Below are 22,704 nucleotides of genomic sequence, written 5' to 3'. Positions count from 1 at the left end.
CATTCAATTGCTATTTAATTTACGCTTAGTTCTTTCATTCAATCTTCCACCTTGGGAGATGCTTTGCAGGCCTCCAAAACGATCTGCAGCCATCAAGAGTGGTTGAGTTGAGTCAGTTCAGAGCACGCGTTTGGGCGAAACTCCGCATCACCCAAGGGAATGGCGTCTGTTTGCGGTGAGCAGTCTCATCGGCAACGCTGCTTAGTCTTGCCGGCATGCGCAATTCCTTCTTCGATCAGAGCCTTGACGCCAGCGCAATCCGCCGGCGGGTGCAGGAGCTCTCGACCGGCAAGGTGGGGTTCTACAGCGTCGGGCTCTATCCCGCCTCGCTGGCCTACAACTGCGCCATGCAGAACGCCAAAGGGCGTCTGCTGCTGGCCCCTCGCCCTGGCCGGGACCTCCTGGGAGCGTTCCCCAAAGAGACGATTGCAACGATGGACGATGAGCATGTGGAGACCGTGCTCAACATGGGCGGTCACCGCAGCAGCGGTGACCTGGTCGCCAACACCTTGAGTGATCTGATCGAGAGTTGTGAGCTCGTGGTGCTCAGCGCCAACAGCAATCACATCGAAGAAGACCTCCAGGAAGCCTGTCGCCTGCGGAAGGAGCTCAATCGGGAACAGGTGGTGCTGGCCTGCCTGGCGGGATCCTTCAGCCATGACCCGATCAGCAACAGCGCCTATGTGCTGTGTGAACAAGAACCTGAGCTCGCTTTCTTCTCCGGCTTCCACCGCCATGGAGCGCTACGCAACCCCTTCGACAGCTTCACGGCCAACTTCTGTCATCCCAATGCCCTGACAGCCATGTTGGGGGCCCAACTGATGGATCAACTGTCCCCGAACATCCAGGTCTCCGCCGGTGTTCACAACGTGGAGGGACAGTTCATCAAAGCCGCCAAAAACATGGCCTCGGTGTTCGCCGGCTTCGGCTACGGCTTCCATCAGGACAACCCCGGGGTGTTGCCAACGCTGCTGACCCTGCTGCTGAACCAGTGCCTGGACCAGGCAGCCACCGTGTCAATGGCACGCCCCGACCGCCAACGGCTCTACCACCGTCAGCCCTTTCCCCTGACGGAACTGGGCTATGCCGTGCCGAGGATCGAATCCACCCTGGTACGCGATGGCGACTTCGAGCGGGTGCGGGACCACACCTTCAGCCAGCTCACCGCAATGGTGGCCGATGTGCGCGGCAGCATGATGCGGCCGGTCTCCGGCAGCCCCACCCGCAACTTCCAGGCCGGACAAGTGATGGCCGAAGCTATGCGGGATCAGGGCCGCTGCCCCCATTCCATGGAGGAGTTGGAACAGTGGTGTGAAGCCGCAGGGCTGCGCAAAGGCGGCCTGGAGGGCCTGAAATCCTTGCGGTACTGGCCTCAGATCGCCCGCAAGTACGCCATCCCGGCGAACGACGCCTCCATGGTGAACCTGCTGTACATGGCGATCTACGGGCGGGCAGGCGTGAAGGAAACCGCCTACCGGGTCATGACCGAAAGCCGGGAACTCTCCAACTACTGCCAGGAATCCGTGCGACCCAGCCACAGCCGTCGCTACGCCGAAGCGCTTCAGAACCTCGATGTGCCCAAAGCCCTGGAGCTTGTGGTGAACGCCGTGATTGCCGACAACGCCAATCAAGCCATGGGCAGCAAGATGGCTCTGGACGAGAACGGTGAGACCGGGGTGCCGGCCTACTTGGAGTTAATGGATGTGATCGAAAGCCAGCTCGAGGCCTGAGTCGGCTGTGGTTCTGCACACCTGAAGGGGGCAGAGCACCAGAACAGCGGCAAGGTGCCGTGTGAGACCCATGCGACCGTTCATGACCGAGGCCCTGGAAGCCATCGCCGATCGCTTCCATCCTCGCGAGGGGATTAAAGCCATTCGCTCCCTTGGTTCAGGCAACGTCAACGAAACCTTCCTCGTGACCCACGAGGGACAGGGCGGAGCCTTCGTCATGCAACGCCTGAACACAAATGTGTTCGATCGGCCTGACCTGGTGATGCAGAACCTGCAGGCCCTGGGCGATCACATGGAACGCCGTCTCGCCTCTCCACCCCCACAACTGAAGGGGAGGCGCTGGGAAGTGCCCAGGGTCGTTCCCTGTCGGCGAGAGGCCTCCCCCTGGATCGAACAGAACGGAGAGTTCTGGCGCTCCATCACCTACATCGGCGCAGCGACCACCATCGATGTCATCCGGGACAGTGCCCACGCCCAGGAAGTGGGGTACGGGCTGGGAATGTTCCACCACCTGATCAGCGATCTGCCAACCGATCAACTGGCGGACACCCTCGAAAATTTCCACGTCACGCCGGCCTACCTCCAACACTTCGATGCCGTCGCCAGGGCCTCAGACCAACTGGGGCCTGCTGAACGTGAGGCCTGCGCCTTCATCGAAGCGCGTCGCCAGAGCGTCGATGTTCTGGAAGCAGCCCTCGCCCGCGACGAACTCCATCACCGGCCCATCCACGGAGACCCGAAGATCAACAACGTGATGATCGATGAGGCCAGCGGCCAGGCGATCGGCTTGATCGATCTGGACACCGTCAAACCGGGGCTCGTTCACTACGACATCGGCGACTGTGTTCGCTCCTGCTGTAATCCAGCCGGTGAGGAAACCCTCTGCCTCAACGATGTGCGCTTCGACATGGAGCTCTGTGAGGCGATCCTCACGGGCTACCTATCCGTGGCTGGTGGTTTCCTGAGTGACTGGGACCTGCACTATCTGCCCCACTGCATCCGCCTGATCCCCCTGGAGCTTGGCTTGCGCTTTCTGACGGATCATTTGGAGGGCGATGTGTATTTCCGCTGCGATCTACCCGGGCACAACCTGCAACGGGCCCTGGTGCAGTTCCGACTCACCGAAGCGGTTGAGCAGCAGTTCAACGCCCTGGAGCAACTGGTTGCGCGGCTGAAGCAGCAGCAAAGCCCAAGCCTCTGAGATGGCGCGTTCAGCCGTGATGCTGCGTCAGGCCTGCCGCCTGATTCCCTTTGAACGGTCCATTTCACCGGGGGTCCAGATCAGCGCCGAGCTGGTGTGGAGGCGCGATGGTTGGTTGGAACTCAGCTATGGGATTCTGGCCCGCGCGGCCAAGGGCATCGACGTCCTGAAGCTGCCGGTGGGGCTGAACGATGGGCCCCAACAGGGGCAGCGCAAAGATGAACTCTGGACCACCACCTGCTTCGAGGCATTCATCGCTGCCCCTGGAGAGCAGCGCTATTGGGAAGTGAATCTGGCTGCCAATGGCGATTGGGCGGTCTATCGCTTCGATGGCTACCGCAGTGGCCAAACCCAGCAAGAGCTGAGCATGCCCCCAACGGTGCGACTGCAACGCGGGGTGCACCAACTGCGGCTCGACGCCCGGATCGCGTTGGAGCCCTGGTGGACACCAGGCGTCTGTCCAGACCTGGCACTGACGGCTGTAATGGACCGCGGGCAGGAGGGTCTGAGCCATTGGGCCCTCAGCCACGGCCGCAAGGCGGACTTTCACGACCGCAGCACCTTTCTTTCAGCCTGAACCGCACCGGTAGGGTCAGCACAGCGCCCCTGCCTCACCATGCGCAGCCGCAATGTGCTGGTTGTCTCGGCCATCACGGCAAGCCTGCTGACTTGGCTTTTGCTGAAACCAAAACAGCCGCAGGCTGCAGCCGAAGCGGTGGTTTCCAAGCCAGTGGTGATGGCACCAGTGCTGCTTCCGGCCCAAGCCAGCCAACCGACAACGAAAGACGGCCGTCAGTACCCCCTTGTGCCAGCGGAGTCAGCCGAGCTGGCAGCACTGCTGGTTGCTGTTGAACAGGCTCTAAGGGATCCCGCCACACCGGCCGAGGCACTGCCCGATCTCGGCCATCAACAACAGGTGATCTACCGGGTCTTATCGACAGACGAACCCAGATCTCAGCAGGTCGTTAAGGCGTTACCCCCGCGCTGGCGCAGCGTGGCCGAACGCCACCTGGCGGCACGGCGCGAATTCGTTCGCATGAGCCGCGGCCGTGGGCCGACGATGCTCCCCGCCTGGCGGATCATTCAGCCCGAACCGGCGGCGGATCTGCTCAGCTATTACCGCAAGGCCGAGGCGGCGACAGGGATCGAATGGGAAGTATTGGCGGCCGTGAATCTGGTTGAAACGGGCATGGGTCGCATCGATGGCATCTCCGTAGCCAATGCCCAGGGCCCGATGCAGTTCCTACCTACCACCTGGGCTGAACCGGGGATTGGCGCCGGGGACATCCGCGATCCCCACGACGCCATCCAGGCAGCAGCGCGCTACCTGGTCAGGCGGGGCGGACTGCAGGACATTCGCCGCGGCCTCTGGGGCTACAACAACAGCGATTACTACGGCCGCGCCGTACTGCTCTATGCCTCACTGATGAAAGAGGACCCCACGGCCTACACCGGGTTGTATCACTGGGAAATCCACTTCAATGCTGCAGACGGCGATCTTTGGCTGCCGGTGGGTTACAACCAACCGCAGCGCATCTCGGTTGAGAAGCATCTGCAGGCCAACCCCGCCAGCAAATCACCAAACAGGTGAGCATCGACACCTACGCTGAGACCTGGCGTGATCCAGGAAGCGGGTGTCCAAGGAAACCTCCCATCGCGGTGATGAACTGAAGGGTCTCGGCTGGTCCGAGGCTGATGTGGCTCGCTACGTCGAGCTCTGGGAATACCGGCAGCGCTGGGGAGCCATGAATTTGGAGCGGGAGGATCGCCTGTTCCTGCGTAAAGCCGAAAAAGCTCTGCCGGCGCTTGTGACTGGACGGGCCGCCGCCAAGAAGCCAATCAAAGACAAGACCTACTACCGCTGGCTGCGCTTCCATCTCGATGCGATGACCGAAGCCGAAGCGGGAATGGGCCTAGGCGACGGTGAACGCGGAGCATGGCCTGTGCTGCTGGAGGCCGAACTCCGTCTGCTCGACCATTACGAGCCCGTGCTCGGCTTGCCCGACACGTTGAAGGCCAAAGCCCTCAGCCCCTTGCGTGAAAAGCTCACCGCTCAAGTGGCCTCCCTCGGCAACACCAAGGCCTACGACTTCCAGGCGCCCCTGATTGCGCTGAAAGCGGAAGACAGCAGCAACCGCTGGAAGCATCTGCGCGAGGTGGACGCCAGTGATCGCACCTATCCCCTGCTCAGCTCAGATGGCGTGGCTGGATTCCGCAGCGAAGCGCACCGCGACATCCAAGCCGTGATCCGCAGCACATTCCCCTCTTTGGCGGAAACCGACAAACCCGAGCTCTCTGACGACTAGAACTGGGGCAGTGGCCCCCGCCGAAGACCATGTCTCACCGTTTCGAGACCCTGCAATTGCACGCCGGGCAGTCCCCAGATAGCGCAACAAACGCGCGGGCGGTTCCGATCTATCAGACCAGCTCCTACGTCTTCAATGACGCCGAACACGGAGCCAACCTTTTCGGTCTGAAGGAGTTCGGGAACATCTACACCCGCCTGATGAATCCCACCACCGACGTGTTTGAAAAACGCGTCGCCGCCCTTGAAGGCGGGGTGGCCGCACTGGCGACAGCCTCCGGGCAGTCGGCTCAGTTCCTGGCGATCACCAACTGCATGCAGGCGGGAGACAACTTCGTTTCAACGTCTTACCTGTACGGCGGCACATACAACCAGTTCAAGGTGCAGTTCCCGAGATTGGGAATCGACGTGCGTTTTGCCGAAGGCGACGACGTCGCGAGCTTTGCAGCACAAATCGACGACAACACCAAAGCGCTCTACGTCGAGGCGATGGGAAATCCCCGCTTCAACATTCCCGATTTTGAGGGTCTTTCTGCGCTTGCCAAAGACAAAGGCATCCCATTGATCGTCGACAACACCCTGGGGGCCTGTGGGGCTCTGCTGCGACCGATTGAGCATGGCGCCGATGTCGTGGTTGAAAGTGCCACCAAGTGGATCGGGGGCCACGGCACCAGCCTGGGGGGTGTGATCGTGGATGCCGGCACTTTCAATTGGGGCAACGGCAAGTTCCCGTTGTTGAGCCAGCCCAGCGCTGCTTATCACGGCTTGGTGCACTGGGATGCGTTTGGCTTCGGCAGTGACGTCTGCAAAATGCTTGGCCTGCCGGATGACCGCAACATCGCCTTCGCGCTGCGGGCCCGGGTGGAGGGCTTACGAGATTGGGGTCCGGCAGTCAGTCCGTTCAACAGCTTCTTGCTGCTGCAGGGCCTGGAAACCCTGAGCCTGCGCGTTGAGCGCCACACCGAAAACGCCATGGCCCTGGCCACCTGGCTGCAGACCCATCCCGCCATTGCCCATGTGAGCTATCCCGGTCTGGCCAGTGATCCTTACAACGCTGCCGCGAAGAAATACCTGACAGGCCGCGGGATGGGATGCATGCTGATGTTCTCCCTCAACGGTGGCTACGACGATGCAGTTCGCTTCATCGACAGCCTCAAGCTGGCCAGCCACCTTGCCAACGTGGGCGATGCCAAAACGCTGGTGATTCACCCCGCGTCCACGACCCACCAGCAACTGAGTGAGGCTGAACAAGCCTCGGCTGGCGTGACCCCCACGATGGTGCGGGTCTCTGTCGGACTCGAGCACATCGACGACATCAAGGCCGACTTCGAGCAGGCCCTAGCCGTTCTCAGCTGAATGACGACCCAGCCCCCATGGCGCTGATCCTTCCTGGCAGTTACCACAAAATCGCGGAGGTTGAACGCAACCGGATTTCCTGGATTCAGCCTGAACAGGCCGAACGCCAGGACATTCGGCCCCTGCGTATCGGCATTTTGAACATCATGCCGCTGGGCAAGCAGTACGAGTTCAACCTGCTGCATCCACTGGGCCTTTCGGTGCTGCAGATCGAACCGATTTGGATTCGACTCAACTCCCATGCCTACAAGAGTTGGGATCAAAACCATCTCGACCAGCTCTATGTGAGCTGGGATGAAGCCTTGTCCCAGGGTCCCCTGGATGGCTTGATCATCACCGGTGCCCCCGTGGAACACCTGCCCTTTGAACAGGTCAGTTACTGGAATGAACTGGTCCAGTTGATCGAGGAAGCGCGAAGCACTTGTGCCAGCACACTCGGCCTGTGCTGGGCCGGTTTCGCCCTCGCCTACCTTGCAGGCGTCGACAAGGTGGCCTTCCAGCAGAAGCTGTTCGGGATTTACCGGATGCGCAGCCTTGTTCCGGGGCATCCGTTGATGGGAACCCAAGACGACCATTTCGTCTGCCCCCAAAGCCGTCATGCCGGACTACCCGATGCCGCCATGGAAGCCGCCGAACGGGATGGACGTCTTCGTTTGCTCGCCCACGGCGAACACGTGGGCTACACCATTTTCGAGACACCGGATCAGCGGCAGCTCATGCACCTCGGCCACCCCGAATACAACGTGGGACGGATCCTCGGAGAAATGGAACGCGACCAGGCCCGGGGAGATGTTCCTCCGCCTGAAAATTTCGATGCAGCCCAACCCCAGACCCTGTGGCGGTCCCACCGAAACCTTCTGTTCCAACAGTGGCTTTGGTTCTGCTACCAGCGGGTCAGCCTGAAAGCCTGATCAGGCTTGGCTAGGCAGCACCATCAACCGTTTCGTTTCGGGGTGGGTTCCAGATTGACCGAAGGCTCGTGAGCGACGGCATCCGGACGCTCAGCTGATTTGCGATTGAGTTCCCTCTCCAGCGAGGCGATACGTCTCTCGCGCAGGCAATGACGGCATCCACCCAGGGTTTGAAGATGCTTTTCCGGTGTGATTGTGATCGGTTGAACCGGATGGGCGTTGCAACGGATTTGAACGGGACTCTTGTAACTGCGCCAGCGGATCAAGCTGTAATCGAATTGATCACCGAAGCGCTGTACGGCGCGCTTGAGGAATTCGTCTTGGGTGATGCGGGCTCCCATGCCACCGAATGTATGGGACAGTCTCAGAAACGAAGCGACCTCGTCATCCGACGTCACGAATGGCCATCCATCCAGCCGCAGCTGAAACGGACTGGTCCCTGCATGAGGGTTGGCTGAAGCCAGATCTTGCGAGGCACTGGCAAACACAGCTTGAACACCAGCTCCAGTGGGAGCAGCCCGTCGTTCAGGTCTATGGCAAACGCCACCCGGTCCCCCGAATGACGGTGTTTCTTGCCAATGAAGGAATTCACTATCGGTACAGCGGTGCCATTCACACCGGCTGTGGCTGGCCTGAATGGTTCAAGCCATTGCTCCACCAGGTGAATGAAACCTGTGAGACCCACTTCAACGGATGCCTGCTCAATTTGTATCGCCATGGCGATGACCGCATGGGTTGGCACGCCGATGACGAACCGGAAATTGATCAGCGGGCTCCGATTGCCTCCCTTTCACTCGGGGCGACACGGGATTTTCAGCTCCGCCACCGCAACACTGCTCAGCCAAAGATGTCTTTGCCGTTGGCCGATGGTGACCTTCTGGTGATGCATCCGGGGTGTCAGAGCCGATGGATGCACAGCGTTCCCCAGCGACGCAAAGTGCAGAGCACCCGCATCAACCTGACCTTTCGCCGTTTTCAGAACTGAGATCGCAGCAGCACGCCCCATGCGGGCGCTGTCATCAAGGCCAGCAACGTGCTCCAAAACACCAGCCCGGCGGCCCGCTCCTGATCAGCACCCACAGACTCTGCAATCAGCAAAAGAGAGATTGCCGTGGGCGCGGCTCCTTGCAGAGCAACCGCCTGAACCATCAGTGGCTTGAACTGCAACAACGACGCAAGCAGCAACAGGAGCAACGGATAGAGCAGGAGTTTTGCCACCAGTGGCTTGAGCAGCTGCACAGGACGTGCCGCCGGAGCAATGCCCTGACGATGAATGCTGCCCAGGCGCATGCCCACCACCATGAGAGCCAGCACAATCACGAAGCGGGAAGGCCACCACAGCGCATCGGCCACCGCCCCAGACCATGGGGTTGCCTGAACCAGCAAAGCGCCGATGAGCCCTCGGGTTGCCGGACTCCCAGCAACGCTGCTCAGAAGACCACGCAACCTTTGGGAACCATCGACCGCCCCCCCGATCAGCAGTGGTCCCAGGCTCCAGACCAGCAGTGTCGCCCCGAGGTCGTAGCCAATACTGATGGGCAGAGCATCGTCGGGAAGGAAGGCCAGGGCGAGAGGAACTCCGAAATAGGCCGTGTTTCCGGTGCAGCTGCCGAGCCGCAACGCGGGAGAGGCCAGCTCAGCCAATCCCGGAAGGCGCGCGGCACCCACCAGAACAAGGCCCATGGCGAGCACCGCAAGACCTGCGGCCTGCAACATGTCGCCGCTGAGGCCACCCTTCAACAGCAGGCCCATCACACTGATCGGCACACCGAAGCGCACCAGCGGTGCGGCCAAGCGAGTGGACAGGGTTTCATGGCGTCGACCAGCCCAGAACCCAATCAGAAGAGAGGGCACAAGCTCCAGCAAAAACCGAAGAATTGGCACCTCCATCAGACAAATCGACCCTAGAAACCTGAGGTGACCGATGCCTCAGCCCAGGCGTAATCTGACTCCCGATCGGCCGCGTGGAGCCAGCTGATGCAACCAGCTTCACGCCATCGCATCGTGCGCAGTGATCAATTAGAGGATGGGCTGACACGGCAGCGATTTGACAGCTACGACGCTGCCTACGATGAACTTGAGCGTTACTACGGCGATTTTTGCTGTTCTGATGATGATCGTGTCGAGTACACGATCGTTTGTGAACCCTCAGACAGTCCTGAGGTTTAAACCACCGAAGAGACCTGAAAATCAGCCCGTCAAACTTCATCCCAGGAGAGCAGTCTCAAAATCCAGACCACAGAGACCCATCCCTAGATACCAACCTTTCAAACCACTAAGCCTTGGCAATATCGGCTCGAATGATTGACATCCAGCCAGCCAATCAGCTATGAACTATGTATCCATTGAGACGCATTAAAAATGCTGACTGGCTCCGATCTGCTTGCCAAGGTCAAAGAACTTGGAGATGTTTCCAAATCCGATCTGGTGAGAGCTTGCGGATACGTCTCTGACAAGAAAGATGGTGGTGATCGCCTGAACTTCACTGCCTTCTACGAGGCTTTGCTCGAGGCCAAGGGCGTGAATCTGAGCAGCGGCGGTGCTGCGATTGGCAAAGGCGGTCGCAAGCTGAGCTACATCGCCAAAGTGCAAGGCAACGGCAATCTGCTGATCGGCAAGGCTTACACCGCCATGCTGAACCTGGAACCCGGTGACGAGTTTGAGATCAAGCTTGGCAAGAAAGCCATCCGCCTGATCCCCACGGGTGCAGCTGCGGAGCACAGCGAAGCTGCCGACCAGGTTGACGAGTGATCAACTGATCCATCACCCCAAGGTGAATCCCTCTCAGCCCCTCCTGTTGCAGGAAGGGCTTTTTTTTGGCAACGACGCAACCAAGGCTCTACCGCAACCACGGTGGGGCTGGCATCACAATTGTTGCTCGGTAAGGTGAGCCAGAGTGGAGCGACAGAGTTGAAATCCTTCAGGGCAACCGTCGCTTCGTTCCTGAGCAATATGTTTCTGTTGGGGGGCTCAGTCGCCCTATCCATCCATATCGTGCTCACCTTTTTTCGGATGCACGGACTGGCGCTAACCCTCGCTTTTGTGGTGTTTTGGCTGATCAGCGTGACTACCTACCTTCAATGGAAGCAGCAGCAGTCGAAGCCTCAAACTGTCAGCAAAGCTTCAACGCACGAAAGGAATAGCCGAAAGCCCACTGAGGCTTGGAGAGAACGACAGTCGGCCTGAAGCACTGCAGGAGGTTGTGCGAGCCGCTTAGTGCTGCATCTGATTGAGGAATCTGCGGCTGCGTTCTTCCCTGGCATTGCTGAAGAACGTCTCTGGGTCGGAGGTCTCCACCACCTGGCCCCGATCCATGAACATCACCCGATCCGCCACCTCACGGGCAAAGCCCAGTTCGTGGGTGACCACCACCATCGTCATGCCGCCTTTGGCCAACTGGCGCATCGCATCCAACACTTCCTTCACCCGCTCCGGATCCAAGGCGCTGGTGGGCTCATCGAACAGCATCACCTCAGGATCCAACGCAAGAGCCCGGGCGATTGCCACCCGCTGCTGCTGACCACCACTGAGCTGCGCCGGGTACTTGTGGGCCTGCTCGCGAATTCCCATCTGGTCAAGGAGCTCCATCGCCCGCTGCTCGGCAGCCGCCTTGGCACGCCGTTGCACCTTGATCGGGGCAAGGGTGATGTTGTCGAGAATGGAAAGGTGAGGAAACAGGTTGAACTGCTGAAACACCATCCCCACGCGCTTGCGAATCGCCCGCACCTGACGTTCCCCATGGGTGGCATCCAAAGGAACCCCGAGCACATCAAGAGCTCCACCGTCCAGCGTCTCCAGACCGTTGAAGGTACGGATCAGCGTGCTCTTACCGGACCCGGAGGGCCCCATCACCACCAGCACTTCGCCGCTGTTCACCTCAAGGGTGACGCCATCGAGAGCTCGAACCCCTTGGCCATAGCTCTTGACCAAATCAGTGGCACGAATGGCGACAGTCATGAGGCGGAGCGGGCAGGATCAAGCTGAATTTCCAGGCGGCGGGCCAGCAGCGCCATGGCCGTACACGCCAGCCAGTAAACCGCAGCAAGCCAGAGATAGACCTCCAAATAGCGGCCGATGAAAGCCGGATTGGCCAACAGACTGCGGCTGATGCCCAGCAATTCCACCAAACCAAGAATGGCCATCAGGCTTGTGTTTTGCAGCAGACCCACCGCCTGGTTGGTGAGCGACGGAAGCGCGACCCGCAGCGCCTGGGGGAGCACCACCAATTGCAGCGATTGACGTGGCGACAGCCCCAGCACGGCTGCAGCTTCCCGCTGGGTGGGCGGAATTGCCTGCAGTCCACCGCGCACATCCTCTGCGATGTACGCCGCTGCAAATAAGGCGAAAGCGACAACCGCCCGCAGAACCCGGTTGATCTCAAGCCCTGCCGGCAGGAACAACGGAATCAGCAGTTGTCCGAAAAACAGAACCGCAATCAACGGAACAGCACGCATCAACTCGATGTAGGCGGAGCTGCTCCAACGCAGCACCGGCAGATCACTGCGCCGGCCGAGGGCCAGGAGGATCCCCAACGGAAGCGCCAAAGCACCACTGCCTCCCGTAAGCAGCAGCGTGAGCGTCAGACCACCCCAACTGCGCGTCCCCACCGGCAGCAAGCCCAAACCTCCGGCCAAAAGCCAGAGCCCCAGCGGTGCCATCACGATCCAGAACAACGGCAACCATCGGCGAAACCAGCCACGTTTCGGACCGACGAGAGTCAGCAGCGTGAGAGTGATCAGTGCAGCCATCCACAGCAGCGGTCGCCAACGTTGATCCGCTGGAAAACTGCCCACGGCATACAGCGGCAGATTTGTGCTCACCACAGACCAGTCGGCCCCAACCACCAGCCAATGCAGCATTGACCAGCCAGCCCATCCGAGCAAAACCAGCAGCAGCAGGGTGATCCCACGATCCAACCAACGGTTCATCAACGGCTCCTGTTGAGACGACCCAGCACGGCACGGTTGAAGGCAGCCATGCCGCCGCTGATCAACAAATTCAGCAGCAGAAAGCTGAGCAGCAGCAGCAGGAAGCCTTCAATGGCGCGGCCGGTTTGGGTGATGGTGGTGTCACTGACGGCGTAGAGATCGGCGTAGCCCACGGCAATCGCCAGGGTGCTGTTCTTGGCGAGATTGAGGTACTGGCTCGTGAGCGCAGGAAGAATCGCAGGCAGCGCCTGCGGCAACACAATCCGACGCAGCCCTAGCCCTTCCCCAAGCCCAAGGCTGCGAAAGGCCTCCCACTGGCCGCGTGGAACAGCGTTGATGCCACCGCGCACGATCTCTGCAATCGACGCACCCGTGAACACCGTGAGGCCTACAAGAACCGCACAAAATTCAACGCTGAGGTTCAGGCCCAACAACTGAATGCCCTGATTCGAAAGCCGGATCAACCCACCGATCGGCACCGACGGAAGGCCAAGGAAGGCAACGAAATACCAGAACAGCAACTGCAGGAGCAGAGGGACCTGACGAATCAACGCCACATAGCCCCCGGCCAGGCTGCGCAGCAAACGGTTGTTGCTGCTGCGAGCTGCACCAGCAGCAACACCCAGGACGGTGGCCAACACCAGACCAGCCGCGATCACCTTGAGGCTATTGAGCCAACCGATGGTCAAGGCCCAGAGGTAGCTATCGGATGGGGCATAGGGAAGAGCTGTTTCCGCCAAGGCAAAACCAGCGGGTCGGCCCAGCCAGCCAAAACCCAGCCCCAAGCCCGTCCGGATCAGATTGACGGCCAGATTGTTGACCAACAGAGCCAGCAGGCCGATCAGAACGGCGGCGACACCAACCTGAACCAGGAGACGACGCTGCCGCATCAGGTGAACGGTGGGGAAATCATCAAACCACCTTCACCGCCCAGGCGATTCGCCCCCCGTGGAATCGCCACGGCACTGTCCGGTCCGAGATGGCGGTCGTAGATCTCGCCGTAATTGCCCGTGGCACGGATCATTTGAACGACAAAGTCATCGGCGAGTCCGAGTTTGCGACCCAGGCCTGGATCCACACCCAAGAAGCGCCGCAGAGCGGTCTGGGAGGGATCGGCTGCGGCTTGCTTGACCACCGCATCCAAATTCGCTTGGGTGATGCCCCGTTCCTCTGCTTCGATCAGGGCGTTGACCACCCAAGTCATGGCATCACCCATGGGCTGGTCCCCCCCCACCACAGCTGGAGCCAGGGGCTCCTTGCTGATCCGGTCATCAAGAATCAGATGCGCCTGGGGATCACTGAAACCTGAGCGCGCCGCCGCCAGTTGCGACCGATCAGACGTCATGGCTTCGCAGCGCCCCTGGAGGTAACCGCCAACCACCTGATTGAGGTCTTGGTATTTGATTGGTGTGTAAGGAAGCCCCTCGGAAGCGAAGGCATCGTTGAGGTTTTGCTCGGTCGTGGTACCCGATCCCACGCAAATGGCCTTGCCACTCAAATCAGCCAGCGCACGCACTCCGCTGGTGGCGTTCACCATCAGGCCCTGTCCGTCATGGAACACCACAGGCCCAAAGCGCAGCCCATTGCCCCCCACCGCATCGCGACTGAGGGTGTGGGTGGTGTTGCGGGACAACAGATCGATCTCGCCCGATCGCAAGGCGGTAAACCGCTCGGGCGCGGTTAAAGGCCGGTACTGAACCTTCTCAGAATCGCCAACAAAAGCAGCAGCCATGGCACGGCAGATGTCGACATCCAGGCCGGTGTAACGCCCATCAGGGCTGAGAAAACTGAAGCCTGGAATCTTGCCGCTCACCCCACAAAGCAACTCCCCACGCGCTTTGACCAAATCCAGACGCGAGCCAGCCGCACTGTCCAGTGACGCGCAGGACGCAAGGAAAGAGGACAACCCGGCCAACGCAACGATCAGAACACGCGAACTGGATCGGAACATCAGCGTTGGTACGAATCGGGTGGGATTGTCCCAGATCCCGAGCAAATCAATCACGTCCGACCTACTTTCACGGAAATAAGAGTGGGTGCAATGAGGGGCTGGGCCTGCCTTTTGGCCGGACTAATCGCTGGAACCACGGCTCCCGGTGCTGTCGCATGGGAGGAGCAAGAGCGTGGCAGTTACAACAACAAGATGGCGCTGTTGAGCTTTCTTCTGGAGAGTGCTCAAGAACGGGCTGGACGTGATGTTCAGACTCTTTGCCTGTTGATGAGCATTGGCAACGATGTCACCGAGCGGTACGTGGCGACCAACCCTGAGGACGTTCAGATTCAGCAGCGGCTCATGGCGATGCGCCAAGACCTCAGTGCCTGTCTTGCCAACCAAGCGGAGGCTCATGCATGGGCTGATTCCTGACCGCCGATCCGCTCGAACAGATCAAGGCTTTCTTCATTCAGGCCAATCACGCTGACAACAGATCCACCGCTGCGGTACTTGCGGATGACCTGATCCAGCGCAGCCACGCCGCTCTGGTCCCAGATATGGGCTGAGGAGAGGTCAATCGTGATGCGCTCGGGATGGTCGTGAAGATCAAATCCCTGGAGGAAATACACCTTGCTCACAAAAAACAGCTGACCCTGCACCCGGTACAACCGCTCCTGATCGCTGATCTCGATGGGCTCCACCTGAATCACCTTGGCCACCTTGCGACTGAACAGAATTCCGGCCAGTGCCACGCCAGCCAACACGCCAAGGGCGAGGTTGTGCGGGGTGGTGAGCATCGTGACGGCAAAGGTCATCAACATCACCGAGGTGTCGCTTTTGGGGATGCGACGCAGATTGCGCAGACCATTGATGTCAGCGGTGCTGACAGCGATGCTGATCATCACGGCCACCAGGGCCGCCATCGGAATTTGCTTGAGCCAGGGCCCAGCCAAAAGGATCATCGCCAGAAGGCTCACACCCGAGAACAGGGTTGAGAGTCGCGTACGACCACCGTTATCCACATTCATCACGGACTGACCCACCAAGGCACAGCCAGCCATGCCACCGAACAGGGACGCGACGATATTGGCGATGCCCTGACCACGGGCCTCAACGTTTTTGTTGGTGGTGGTGTCGGTCTTGTCGTCGAGGATGTCCTGGGTCAGGAAGGTTTCCATCAGACCCACCAGGGAGATGGCCAAGGCTGTGGGGAGCACCAACCCAAGGGTGTCCAAGCTGAAGGGAACGCCGCCTTCACCGAAGGGAAGGCTGAAGGAGGGCAATCCTGACGGAAGGGTTCCGAGACTGCTGACGGTGGGAATGTCGAAGCTGAATCCCACAGTGATTGCGGTCAGAACAATGATGGCCACTAGCTGTGAAGGCACCACCCGGGTCAGCCTGGGAAGGCCATAGATGATCACCAGGCCCAGCAGAACCAAGCCCCAGACGACAGGGATCTGGCCGCCATGGGGGAGCAACGACGAGGCCCCATGGTCTCCATCTCCAGCGTGAAGGTTGAGACCGAGCTGGGGCAGCTGGGCCTGAAAAATCAGCAAGGCAAGCGCATTGACGAAGCCGCTCAGCACCCCTTGGGGAACAAAGCGCATCTGATAGGCAAGACGCAGATACCCCCAAAGAATCTGCAGCAGACCCGTCACCAGCCCAGCCACCATCAGGTACTGGACACCCAGGCCTGCCCCCCTGGCTTCACCGGTGGCCACAAGACCTGTCATCAACAGGGCAGTGGAGCCGGTGGCTGAGGTGATCATGGCCATGCGACCACCCACGACGGCGATGGTCAGCGACAGGCAGAACGCTCCGAACAGTCCCACTTTGGGATCGACCCCAGCGATCCCCGAAAAGGCAATGGCCTCGGGAATCATCGCGAAAGCCACAACCAGACCAGAGAGCAGGTCTTTGCTGGGGTTGGCCAACCACTGATTCACCAGGGTTGGGCTGGATCGTTTGGCCATCAATGGATGCCGGTTAGCGGCGACCGTAAATCAGAGCGTCGGCAGGGTGCCTGCTGGATCCAAGCGCTGTTTCAGCTTTCGCAACTCGGGCAACCAGGAGCCGAACGCTGCCTCTAACTCTTTGTGATGGAAGGGCAGATGGTCATGAAACTGCGCCAGATGCACACCAGGGCAGACCGGCTGGAGGACCTGCCAGACCTCCTCTAACCAAGCGAGGCTGCGCCTGGAGCCCGGGGTATCCCCCGGGCTCCAGGCGGCCGTAATCCATGGTTTCCACTCGGCATTGCGGTGCACAAACGAGCTGGCCTCCACGTCAACCTGTTGCGTCGCCGCCCCAAGCTGCTGACAGGCCAGACTGCAGAGCGGATGAGGACGGTGCTGCAGCAAACGGCATAAATCCGGCATCAAAGGCCCCCAGAGCTCAGCAGCTGCCGGCCCCAACAAGCCGACCACCTCCGTGTGAGAGCGGGGAGGCATCGGAGCCGATCCACTCAACGGTGGAAGCTGATGCAACCCTTCGATCTCCTGCGCACCAGCCCATGGGGCATCGGCAATCCGGAGCAACTGCACCGCGTCTGCGCTCTCCCAATGCCACTGCAGGCTGGTGCTGGAGTCGGCCGCTTCCGCCTGAAGCATGAACTCAGGCAGTTGATCCGGAGACACCACGCATTGCTCCACCCACAGCGGCACGAGCGGCTGGGTGGTCATGCGCAACTCGCTCACCACCCCCAGAAACGGCGCAGCACCACAGAGGCTCCGCCACTCCAGGGAACCAGCATCGGCAGCCCGAGACAGCGAAAAGGGGCTGCCATCTCCCCAGACTCCATGGATCTCGAGCACTTGATCAACAGCAAGCCCCACCTGCCGGCTCAGCGGCCCCATGCCGCCCGTGAGCACATAGCCAAGCCCAGGCAGACCCGACAAACCTGCAGCCACGGTTCGGGCGTGGGGAAGCAAGGCCTCCAGCACCTCTCCCATGCGGCAGCCCCCGCCAATCCAGACCGACTGATCAGCGGGCTGCCACTCCAGGCGCTGGAAGTGGGTTTGAAGATCAAGGGTCCAGTGGTCGGCCACGGCGGCCCGAGACGTGGTCCCCCCGCCACAGAGACGCAGCGGCCGGGGGCCGGTCCAGTTTTGAACCAAGGTCACCAACTCCTCTGGTCGGGGGGACACCAGACCGGAGCGCCTCGCATCAGCCGCCTGCGCATTGAAGAAAACGGGACGGTCTGAATCCATTGCGATGCGACCGATATCGTCAAACCATTGGAACAGCAGAGCGAGCTTTTGGCCGAACAGCACGAGGAAACCGGCAACGAGCGCCTTGGCGTTCTGATCTGCGGCCATGGCAGTCGAAACCGATTGGCCGTCGAAGAATTCGCCGAGATGGTGGACGCCCTGCGACCTCGGCTCGCCCCCATGCCGGTGGAGCACGGCTATCTGGAATTCGCCCGGCCCATCCTTCGAGATGGCCTTGAAGCGCTCCGGGGAAAAGGCGTCACCAAGGTGTTGGCCATTCCAGCCATGCTTTTCGCCGCAGGGCATGCCAAGAACGACATCCCCTCTGTTCTGAACACCTACACGGCCGAAACGGGTTTACCGATCGATTACGGCCGGGAGCTGGGGGTGGACCGGTTGATGGTGTCGGCCGCCGGGGCCCGCGTTCAGGAGTGCCTGGATGCGGCGAAGCACGACGTTCCACTGGCCGAGACCCTGCTGGTGGTGGTGGGTCGAGGTTCCTCGGATCCAGACGCCAACTCCAACGTGGCCAAGGTGACGCGGCTGTTGGTGGAGGGATTTGGCTTCGGCTGGGGAGAAACGGTGTATTCGGGCGTGACCTTCCCCCTGGTGGAACCGGGGCTTCGTCACGCCGTGAAGCTGGGCTTCCGCCGGGTGGTGGTGGTGCCCTATTTCCTCTTTTCAGGGGTTCTGGTGAGCCGAATCCGCCAACACACCGAGCTGGTGGCTGCCGATCACCCCGAGGTGGAGTTTCTCTCTGCGGGCTATCTGGGCGACCACACCCTGGTGGTGGACACCTTCAAAGAACGGGTCGAAGAGGTCTTGCGGGGGGACACCGCCATGAACTGCTCACTCTGCAAGTACCGCGCCCAGGTGCTTGGCTTCGAACAGGACGTGGGACGCGCCCAGGAAAGCCACCACCACCACGTGGAAGGACTTGCGGAAAGCTGCACGCTCTGCGAGCTGGAGTGCACGGGTGCCTGCCAACCTGACGGCATCCCGATTGCCCATGACCACAGCCACCCTTCAGACCACAGCCATGGGTCAGATCACAGCCATGGGTCAGATCACAGCCATGAACACCATCACCCCCCTTATCCCCACGCCGACCATCCCCTGGGGCCTACCACGTTGAAGCGCAACAACGGCATCCCTAAAGATTGATTCTATGGATCCAAAGAGAACCTGCTGTTGACTTGTCGCCAATGACACGGTTCTCGAAAGCGACAGCAGCGACGAAGCAAAGATCAGGCTTTCTTATCGAAATTGCTTCGCAAGGGTTCACCCTCTTTTTCCACAAAAACTGACATCGTTTTCCACAGACGGAAGTTGGCACGCCGGCTGTGACGGTCAACCTGTGAATTTCTGAGGGAATCGTGCCACCGGGTTGACAGACTGCCTATTCGACCTAGAGCAACCGCAGTTCGTCATTTCTTGTGCACTCAAACCCAGTCACAGACTGCAGTCTCATCTCGTCTCACCTGCAATTCAACAAATGTCGACGGCTTTGACGCAAGCGCCGGTTGTGTGGCTTTCTTGGTGGGCGTTGGACAGGGACAAGCTGGAAGGAATGAACCGAAATCACCTCGAGCGATGCCATGAAAAGGGGACCACGGAGCGCGGAACTGCTTCAAAAGCCAGTTACGTCAGCCTGGAAACGGAAATCCCCGAGGTGCTCTATCGAGGCATGAAGGATTTCCTCGGGGAGAACCCCACCTGGGACCAATACCGCGTGATGAGTTCTGCTCTCGCCCACTTTCTGTTTCAGAACGGCTGTGACGACCGCGCGGTGACCGAGCGCTATCTCGACGATCTGTTCATCCGCCCCGACCACTGAAGGCCAGCAGACAGGCTCGACGGCTCAGGGCCATCATCGTCAGCGTTGGGCTCTGCCAGGCCGACGTCGGCCAACAGGCGCCATCCACCACAAGAACATTGGGAGCTCGCCAAAGACGGTTAGAGGAATCAACAACGCTGTTGGTCTCGCTTCCCCCCATCGCAGCCCCTCCAACCTCGTGGATGTAGTAGCCCGGGGGGGCTGCGCCGTCAGACAGCGCAACAGCACCCTCCAGAAAAGGCTCAACCAAGGGCAGGTGAAAGAGGTCTTTGATCGATTTAGCTTCGCCTCCGGCGGCGGCAATGCAGGACTGGATCGAAGCGCGCATGTGCCTCACCATTGCCAATTCATTGCCGCTCCATCGGCAGGCAATCGAAGGGACACGCACGCCCCAGCGATCCGTGCGCTCGCTCAGGGTCACCCTGTTTTCAGCCCTGGGAAGAACTTCGCCATGACCAATGAGGAAACCGGTGATGCTTGAAGGGCGACGCCGCAACCACCGCGGCGGATCAAACCGTCCAATGCCACCCCAGAGGGCATAGCCACCCTGAAAATCAGCCGATGGCAGGTGTCGGCCAAACGGAACAAAAAAACTTCCAGCCCCCGTGAGCGTGGGTTGTTCCCCATGCACAGCCTCGGGGAAGGCAAAAAACTGCGATGTGGACACATGGTCCATCAAGCGTGTGCCAAGTCGCCCTGAAGGGTCGTCCAAACCGTTGCTCTGTTCCCCACGACGGGAACGCAACAGGATGGACACGGTCTGAATCGTGGAAGCAGCCAAGACCACGAGATCCGCCTTCAACTCCTTGCGGTTGCCGTTGGATTGGTCAACGGCAACCACACCAATGGCTTTGTCTCCGCCGGCACCCATCAACAGATGCTCCACCAAATGCGCAGAAAGCAGCTGTGTGCGTCCTGTGGCCATGGCGCGGGGAAGGCTGCTGCCGCGACTGCTGGAGCGGGGCCAGGCGGGGGCCGCTCCCTGCGGCGCCGGACCAAACCCCCTTGAGGGAATCACGGGATACCCCAACCGTTGCCTCACAGCTTCAGCAAAACGCTGTTCCGCCGGAGTCGCCGCCAGAGCCGGTTGCGTTTCGCCATCCGGCAGATGATTCAAACCATCGCGCCCACCATGAACGCCAAGCCAGCGCTCCAGTTCGGAGTAGTGAGGTGTCAGCTCACCGCTGCGCAAAGGCCAACTGACCTCTTCACCCTCCACATCCACACCGGCCAGATCCTCATCGGAGAGACGCAGGGTGATGCCACCCCAGGTGAGGCTGCGGCCGCCAACCTGCAAGCCTCGCGTCCACAGAAACGGCTGTTCCGCCGGGTGCTCATAGGGATGCAGACGCTCGTCGGCATACAGACGAGGGTTGGCTTTCCAGTAGCCAGGATGCTGGGACTGCTGGCGATGGCTACCGCTGGTCAGGCCCACGATCCGCCGCAGCAGATTTCCTGGTTCAGCCCCGAAGGCTTGCGTGCTGTTGAGGTCAGGTCCTGCCTCCACCACGAGCACGCGCGCTCCTGCTTCAGCCAAGGTCATGGCGGCCACGCCGCCACTCGCTCCAGAGCCAACAACAATGGCGTCCCAGGGGCCATCGCAGTTCATGGAGCGACTGCTCATGGAGGTACGACAGGCAAAAAAAAATCTCCCATGAGGGAGATCTTTCATTCAATCAGAGTTGGTGGCGGGGGGGAGATTTGAACTCCCGACCTTCGGGTTATGAGCCCGACGAGCTACCAGACTGCTCTACCCCGCGGCGACCCAAAAATCATACATGTCGGTGTCGCAGGTGACAGCAAAGTCACGACTGCAAGGAACCGGACACGCTGAGCTTGACGCTCGGGTTCACGACCAGCACCTGCTCATCGAGCTCATCGAGCCCCATCGGTGTGAGCCACTCCAGTTGACGCAAGAGATGCAGAGCAACCGCTTGCTTGGCACGACGGGAGCCGTCTTCCACCTTGATGGCTACTCCAAGACCTTCACCAACACGGCTGAGGCATTGAATGCCCTCTGCACCACCTTTGCTCAAGACCTGACCATGGCTGCGCCGCATCAGCTCGGTGTCAAAACGACCCTCGCCGGCCACCAGGTCGGGATGACTCAGCATCGCCCGACTGATCTGCTCGAGTTCAGCATTCTGTGAGGCGCCGAGGTGGGCATACAGCAAGGCCATCTGAGCCAACTGCAACACCAGGGTGGGAGCACCACAGTCATCCCGTTCTGCAACCAATTCCTCAGCAGGAAGACCGATTAGTTCAGCGACCCGGCGGTTCACTTCAACCTGCAGCGGATGGTCCTTCTGGAGATAGGTCTCGATCGGCCAGCCCATCTTTCGACTGGTGGCCAGGAAGGCAGCGTGCTTACCGGAACAATTGTGCTGCAACGGACTGTCAGCCCCGTTTGGAACTGGACATTGCAGTGAGGAACTGTCCAACTCTGCTTTCCAGAGCAATCTGAAGGCTTCCCGGGCGTGGACATTGGTGCCCGCATGGGACGCGCAGCTGATGGCGATGCCCCGTTCATCTACATCCAGTTGGTCGGCGGTTCCACTGCTGAGAAACGGCAGGGCCTGAAAGGGTTTCAGAGCCGAACGAATGAAACTTTCCTGCCCGGGGTTTCCTGCCGACATCAACACCCGTCCTCGGCCATCACAAACCACCGCATGAACCCGATGCACCGATTCCGTGATCGATCCGCGCCGCAGACAGACCTCAAGGGGGGCTGAACCAGACCGGGCTGCAGGGCTGAAGCCCGAGGGCAAAGTCATCGGACACCCCAATTGATTCAGAGAGCCTGACAGAGACTGGCACCAGCCAGCATCAAACCCGCCGAGGTGGCCATCGCTCGTCCTAGACGACCAAGGATCGGGCGAACCTCATGCCGGGCCACAAGCAGATCCCGTTCCCGCCAGGACAGCGGCTTTTCCCAGGTCTGCCCGTCATACCAGCCGGATTCCTCGTAGTCGACGGATTCACGCAGAAGCCTCTGCATGACGTAAGTCCAACCAAGCCATTGCCGGACCAGCAGCAGCAGGGGGAGCACAAGAGCTGCAACAGCGGCTGAGGCCAGGAGCCTGGGGGGATCCTGCTTCAAGGTCCAACTCCCACTGGCAATCAGGCTGCAGACCGGGAGGATCAGCAGCCAGAAGCCGGCAAGGCGTTGGGTCAGGCGAGGATCCTGACCCGCTGGCCAGGAAAAGAACCATGACTCGCAGAGCTGCTGAAACTCCTCGAGTGGCCGCTGCTCCGGTGGAACGGGGCAGGACACCGCTTCAGGCATGGGGCAAG

General features: G+C 60.3%; 24 protein-coding genes and 1 tRNA gene. 13 read left to right on the top strand and 12 right to left on the bottom strand.

Annotated features, from left to right (window positions below):
• Nucleotides 1-215: 215 nt before the first annotated feature.
• The 7 genes from Q3Y53_RS10420 (at nt 216) to Q3Y53_RS10390 (ending at nt 7,503) form a co-directional block, all read left to right on the top strand.
• Nucleotides 216-1,730, top strand: a complete 1,515-nt coding sequence (locus Q3Y53_RS10420; RefSeq protein ID WP_226424248.1) for a hypothetical protein — start codon at nt 216-218, stop codon at nt 1,728-1,730.
• 82 nt (nt 1,731-1,812) lie between these two features.
• On the top strand, nt 1,813-2,931 hold the full coding sequence (locus tag Q3Y53_RS10415; protein ID WP_303535700.1) for a phosphotransferase enzyme family protein: 1,119 nt from the start codon (nt 1,813-1,815) through the stop codon (nt 2,929-2,931).
• A gap of 1 nt (nt 2,932) precedes the next feature.
• Entirely contained in the window at nt 2,933-3,508 is a 576-nt protein-coding gene (locus tag Q3Y53_RS10410) for a DOMON-like domain-containing protein (protein ID WP_303535697.1), read from the top strand.
• A 39-nt stretch (nt 3,509-3,547) separates the two neighbouring features.
• A complete protein-coding gene (locus Q3Y53_RS10405; RefSeq protein WP_303535695.1) occupies nt 3,548-4,522 on the top strand; it encodes a transglycosylase SLT domain-containing protein in 975 nt (324 codons plus the stop codon).
• A 43-nt stretch (nt 4,523-4,565) separates the two neighbouring features.
• The gene (locus Q3Y53_RS10400) at nt 4,566-5,237 is read left to right on the top strand and encodes a hypothetical protein (protein ID WP_226424252.1); all 672 of its coding nucleotides are present in this window, start codon (nt 4,566-4,568) and stop codon (nt 5,235-5,237) included.
• A 29-nt stretch (nt 5,238-5,266) separates the two neighbouring features.
• Nucleotides 5,267-6,592, top strand: a complete 1,326-nt coding sequence (locus tag Q3Y53_RS10395; protein ID WP_303535691.1) for an O-acetylhomoserine aminocarboxypropyltransferase/cysteine synthase family protein — start codon at nt 5,267-5,269, stop codon at nt 6,590-6,592.
• Between the two features lie 17 nt (nt 6,593-6,609).
• Nucleotides 6,610-7,503: a homoserine O-succinyltransferase gene (locus tag Q3Y53_RS10390; RefSeq protein WP_303535688.1), complete on the top strand. Its 894-nt coding sequence runs from the start codon at nt 6,610-6,612 to the stop codon at nt 7,501-7,503.
• Nucleotides 7,504-7,526: 23 nt separating this feature from the next.
• On the opposite strand, the gene Q3Y53_RS10385 is transcribed toward Q3Y53_RS10390, so the two are convergent.
• Entirely contained in the window at nt 7,527-7,844 is a 318-nt protein-coding gene (locus tag Q3Y53_RS10385) for a hypothetical protein (RefSeq protein WP_226424449.1), read from the bottom strand.
• 59 nt (nt 7,845-7,903) lie between these two features.
• On the opposite strand from Q3Y53_RS10385, the gene Q3Y53_RS10380 reads away from it, so the two are divergent.
• The gene (locus tag Q3Y53_RS10380) at nt 7,904-8,488 is read left to right on the top strand and encodes an alpha-ketoglutarate-dependent dioxygenase AlkB (protein WP_226424255.1); all 585 of its coding nucleotides are present in this window, start codon (nt 7,904-7,906) and stop codon (nt 8,486-8,488) included.
• Here the strand turns inward: Q3Y53_RS10380 and Q3Y53_RS10375 are convergent.
• Nucleotides 8,479-9,393: an AEC family transporter gene (locus Q3Y53_RS10375; RefSeq protein ID WP_303535684.1), complete on the bottom strand. Its 915-nt coding sequence runs from the start codon at nt 9,391-9,393 to the stop codon at nt 8,479-8,481. The two genes, Q3Y53_RS10380 and Q3Y53_RS10375, sit on opposite strands and share 10 nt — an antisense overlap.
• A gap of 87 nt (nt 9,394-9,480) precedes the next feature.
• On the opposite strand from Q3Y53_RS10375, the gene Q3Y53_RS10370 reads away from it, so the two are divergent.
• Nucleotides 9,481-9,672 (top strand): hypothetical protein, encoded by a 192-nt coding sequence (locus Q3Y53_RS10370; protein WP_303535637.1) that lies wholly within the window; start codon nt 9,481-9,483, stop codon nt 9,670-9,672.
• Nucleotides 9,673-9,864: 192 nt separating this feature from the next.
• Nucleotides 9,865-10,254 carry an AbrB family transcriptional regulator gene (locus Q3Y53_RS10365; protein WP_186497474.1) on the top strand — a complete coding sequence of 130 codons (390 nt, stop codon included), beginning with the start codon at nt 9,865-9,867 and terminating at the stop codon, nt 10,252-10,254.
• A 462-nt stretch (nt 10,255-10,716) separates the two neighbouring features.
• On the opposite strand, the gene Q3Y53_RS10360 is transcribed toward Q3Y53_RS10365, so the two are convergent.
• From Q3Y53_RS10360 to Q3Y53_RS10345, 4 genes are read right to left on the bottom strand one after another with little or no spacing between them, the layout of a single operon-like run.
• Complete coding sequence (locus Q3Y53_RS10360; protein ID WP_303535628.1) at nt 10,717-11,460, bottom strand: amino acid ABC transporter ATP-binding protein; 744 nt, start codon at nt 11,458-11,460, stop codon at nt 10,717-10,719.
• Entirely contained in the window at nt 11,457-12,431 is a 975-nt protein-coding gene (locus Q3Y53_RS10355) for an amino acid ABC transporter permease (protein ID WP_303535625.1), read from the bottom strand. Before Q3Y53_RS10355 ends, Q3Y53_RS10360 begins: the two co-directional genes overlap by 4 nt.
• A complete protein-coding gene (locus Q3Y53_RS10350; protein ID WP_226411283.1) occupies nt 12,431-13,321 on the bottom strand; it encodes an ABC transporter permease subunit in 891 nt (296 codons plus the stop codon). The genes Q3Y53_RS10355 and Q3Y53_RS10350 overlap by 1 nt, the downstream gene beginning before the upstream one ends.
• The gene (locus Q3Y53_RS10345; RefSeq protein WP_303535617.1) at nt 13,321-14,382 is read right to left on the bottom strand and encodes an amino acid ABC transporter substrate-binding protein; all 1,062 of its coding nucleotides are present in this window, start codon (nt 14,380-14,382) and stop codon (nt 13,321-13,323) included. Before Q3Y53_RS10345 ends, Q3Y53_RS10350 begins: the two co-directional genes overlap by 1 nt.
• 111 nt (nt 14,383-14,493) lie before the next feature.
• On the opposite strand from Q3Y53_RS10345, the gene Q3Y53_RS10340 reads away from it, so the two are divergent.
• The gene (locus Q3Y53_RS10340) at nt 14,494-14,796 is read left to right on the top strand and encodes a hypothetical protein (RefSeq protein ID WP_303535616.1); all 303 of its coding nucleotides are present in this window, start codon (nt 14,494-14,496) and stop codon (nt 14,794-14,796) included.
• On the opposite strand, the gene Q3Y53_RS10335 is transcribed toward Q3Y53_RS10340, so the two are convergent.
• Nucleotides 14,775-16,337: a SulP family inorganic anion transporter gene (locus tag Q3Y53_RS10335; protein WP_226424263.1), complete on the bottom strand. Its 1,563-nt coding sequence runs from the start codon at nt 16,335-16,337 to the stop codon at nt 14,775-14,777. The genes Q3Y53_RS10340 and Q3Y53_RS10335 overlap by 22 nt on opposite strands.
• 30 nt (nt 16,338-16,367) lie before the next feature.
• A complete protein-coding gene (locus tag Q3Y53_RS10330; RefSeq protein WP_303535614.1) occupies nt 16,368-17,681 on the bottom strand; it encodes an FAD-binding oxidoreductase in 1,314 nt (437 codons plus the stop codon).
• Here Q3Y53_RS10330 and Q3Y53_RS10325 point away from each other — a divergent pair.
• Together Q3Y53_RS10325 and Q3Y53_RS10320 are read left to right on the top strand one after the other, a co-directional pair.
• Nucleotides 17,622-18,737, top strand: a complete 1,116-nt coding sequence (locus tag Q3Y53_RS10325) for a sirohydrochlorin chelatase (protein ID WP_303535612.1) — start codon at nt 17,622-17,624, stop codon at nt 18,735-18,737. The genes Q3Y53_RS10330 and Q3Y53_RS10325 overlap by 60 nt on opposite strands.
• A gap of 406 nt (nt 18,738-19,143) precedes the next feature.
• Entirely contained in the window at nt 19,144-19,410 is a 267-nt protein-coding gene (locus tag Q3Y53_RS10320) for a DUF2811 domain-containing protein (protein ID WP_226399210.1), read from the top strand.
• On the opposite strand, the gene Q3Y53_RS10315 is transcribed toward Q3Y53_RS10320, so the two are convergent.
• From Q3Y53_RS10315 to Q3Y53_RS10300, 4 genes are all read right to left on the bottom strand, one after another.
• Nucleotides 19,391-21,034, bottom strand: coding sequence for a GMC oxidoreductase (locus Q3Y53_RS10315; protein WP_303535608.1), 1,644 nt, complete (start codon nt 21,032-21,034; stop codon nt 19,391-19,393). The two genes, Q3Y53_RS10320 and Q3Y53_RS10315, sit on opposite strands and share 20 nt — an antisense overlap.
• A 59-nt stretch (nt 21,035-21,093) precedes the next feature.
• A tRNA-Met gene (locus Q3Y53_RS10310) sits at nt 21,094-21,170 on the bottom strand.
• A 45-nt stretch (nt 21,171-21,215) separates the two neighbouring features.
• Nucleotides 21,216-22,184, bottom strand: a complete 969-nt coding sequence (locus tag Q3Y53_RS10305; protein WP_303535606.1) for an asparaginase — start codon at nt 22,182-22,184, stop codon at nt 21,216-21,218.
• Nucleotides 22,185-22,201: 17 nt separating this feature from the next.
• A complete protein-coding gene (locus Q3Y53_RS10300; protein ID WP_226424268.1) occupies nt 22,202-22,696 on the bottom strand; it encodes a CGLD27 family protein in 495 nt (164 codons plus the stop codon).
• Between the last annotated feature and the right edge of the window lie 8 nt (nt 22,697-22,704).

It is taken from the genome of Synechococcus sp. YX-04-1, from assembly GCF_030546365.1.
In the GTDB taxonomy this organism is placed as follows: Bacteria; Cyanobacteriota; Cyanobacteriia; order PCC-6307; family Cyanobiaceae; genus Parasynechococcus.
This window is presented reverse-complemented; position numbering and strand designations above follow the sequence as displayed.

Coding starts and splice junctions, on each gene's coding strand:
- Q3Y53_RS10420 (WP_226424248.1), top strand. CDS start 216: ATGCGCAATTCCTTCTTCGATCAGAGCCTTGACGCCAGCGCAATCCGC.
- Q3Y53_RS10415 (WP_303535700.1), top strand. CDS start 1,813: ATGACCGAGGCCCTGGAAGCCATCGCCGATCGCTTCCATCCTCGCGAG.
- Q3Y53_RS10410 (WP_303535697.1), top strand. CDS start 2,933: ATGGCGCGTTCAGCCGTGATGCTGCGTCAGGCCTGCCGCCTGATTCCC.
- Q3Y53_RS10405 (WP_303535695.1), top strand. CDS start 3,548: ATGCGCAGCCGCAATGTGCTGGTTGTCTCGGCCATCACGGCAAGCCTG.
- Q3Y53_RS10395 (WP_303535691.1), top strand. CDS start 5,267: ATGTCTCACCGTTTCGAGACCCTGCAATTGCACGCCGGGCAGTCCCCA.
- Q3Y53_RS10390 (WP_303535688.1), top strand. CDS start 6,610: ATGGCGCTGATCCTTCCTGGCAGTTACCACAAAATCGCGGAGGTTGAA.
- Q3Y53_RS10385 (WP_226424449.1), bottom strand. CDS start 7,844: ATGGGAGCCCGCATCACCCAAGACGAATTCCTCAAGCGCGCCGTACAG.
- Q3Y53_RS10380 (WP_226424255.1), top strand. CDS start 7,904: ATGGCCATCCATCCAGCCGCAGCTGAAACGGACTGGTCCCTGCATGAG.
- Q3Y53_RS10375 (WP_303535684.1), bottom strand. CDS start 9,393: ATGGAGGTGCCAATTCTTCGGTTTTTGCTGGAGCTTGTGCCCTCTCTT.
- Q3Y53_RS10370 (WP_303535637.1), top strand. CDS start 9,481: ATGCAACCAGCTTCACGCCATCGCATCGTGCGCAGTGATCAATTAGAG.
- Q3Y53_RS10365 (WP_186497474.1), top strand. CDS start 9,865: ATGCTGACTGGCTCCGATCTGCTTGCCAAGGTCAAAGAACTTGGAGAT.
- Q3Y53_RS10360 (WP_303535628.1), bottom strand. CDS start 11,460: ATGACTGTCGCCATTCGTGCCACTGATTTGGTCAAGAGCTATGGCCAA.
- Q3Y53_RS10355 (WP_303535625.1), bottom strand. CDS start 12,431: ATGAACCGTTGGTTGGATCGTGGGATCACCCTGCTGCTGCTGGTTTTG.
- Q3Y53_RS10350 (WP_226411283.1), bottom strand. CDS start 13,321: ATGCGGCAGCGTCGTCTCCTGGTTCAGGTTGGTGTCGCCGCCGTTCTG.
- Q3Y53_RS10345 (WP_303535617.1), bottom strand. CDS start 14,382: ATGTTCCGATCCAGTTCGCGTGTTCTGATCGTTGCGTTGGCCGGGTTG.
- Q3Y53_RS10335 (WP_226424263.1), bottom strand. CDS start 16,337: ATGGCCAAACGATCCAGCCCAACCCTGGTGAATCAGTGGTTGGCCAAC.
- Q3Y53_RS10330 (WP_303535614.1), bottom strand. CDS start 17,681: ATGGCCGCAGATCAGAACGCCAAGGCGCTCGTTGCCGGTTTCCTCGTG.
- Q3Y53_RS10320 (WP_226399210.1), top strand. CDS start 19,144: ATGAACCGAAATCACCTCGAGCGATGCCATGAAAAGGGGACCACGGAG.
- Q3Y53_RS10315 (WP_303535608.1), bottom strand. CDS start 21,034: ATGAGCAGTCGCTCCATGAACTGCGATGGCCCCTGGGACGCCATTGTT.
- Q3Y53_RS10305 (WP_303535606.1), bottom strand. CDS start 22,184: ATGACTTTGCCCTCGGGCTTCAGCCCTGCAGCCCGGTCTGGTTCAGCC.
- Q3Y53_RS10300 (WP_226424268.1), bottom strand. CDS start 22,696: ATGCCTGAAGCGGTGTCCTGCCCCGTTCCACCGGAGCAGCGGCCACTC.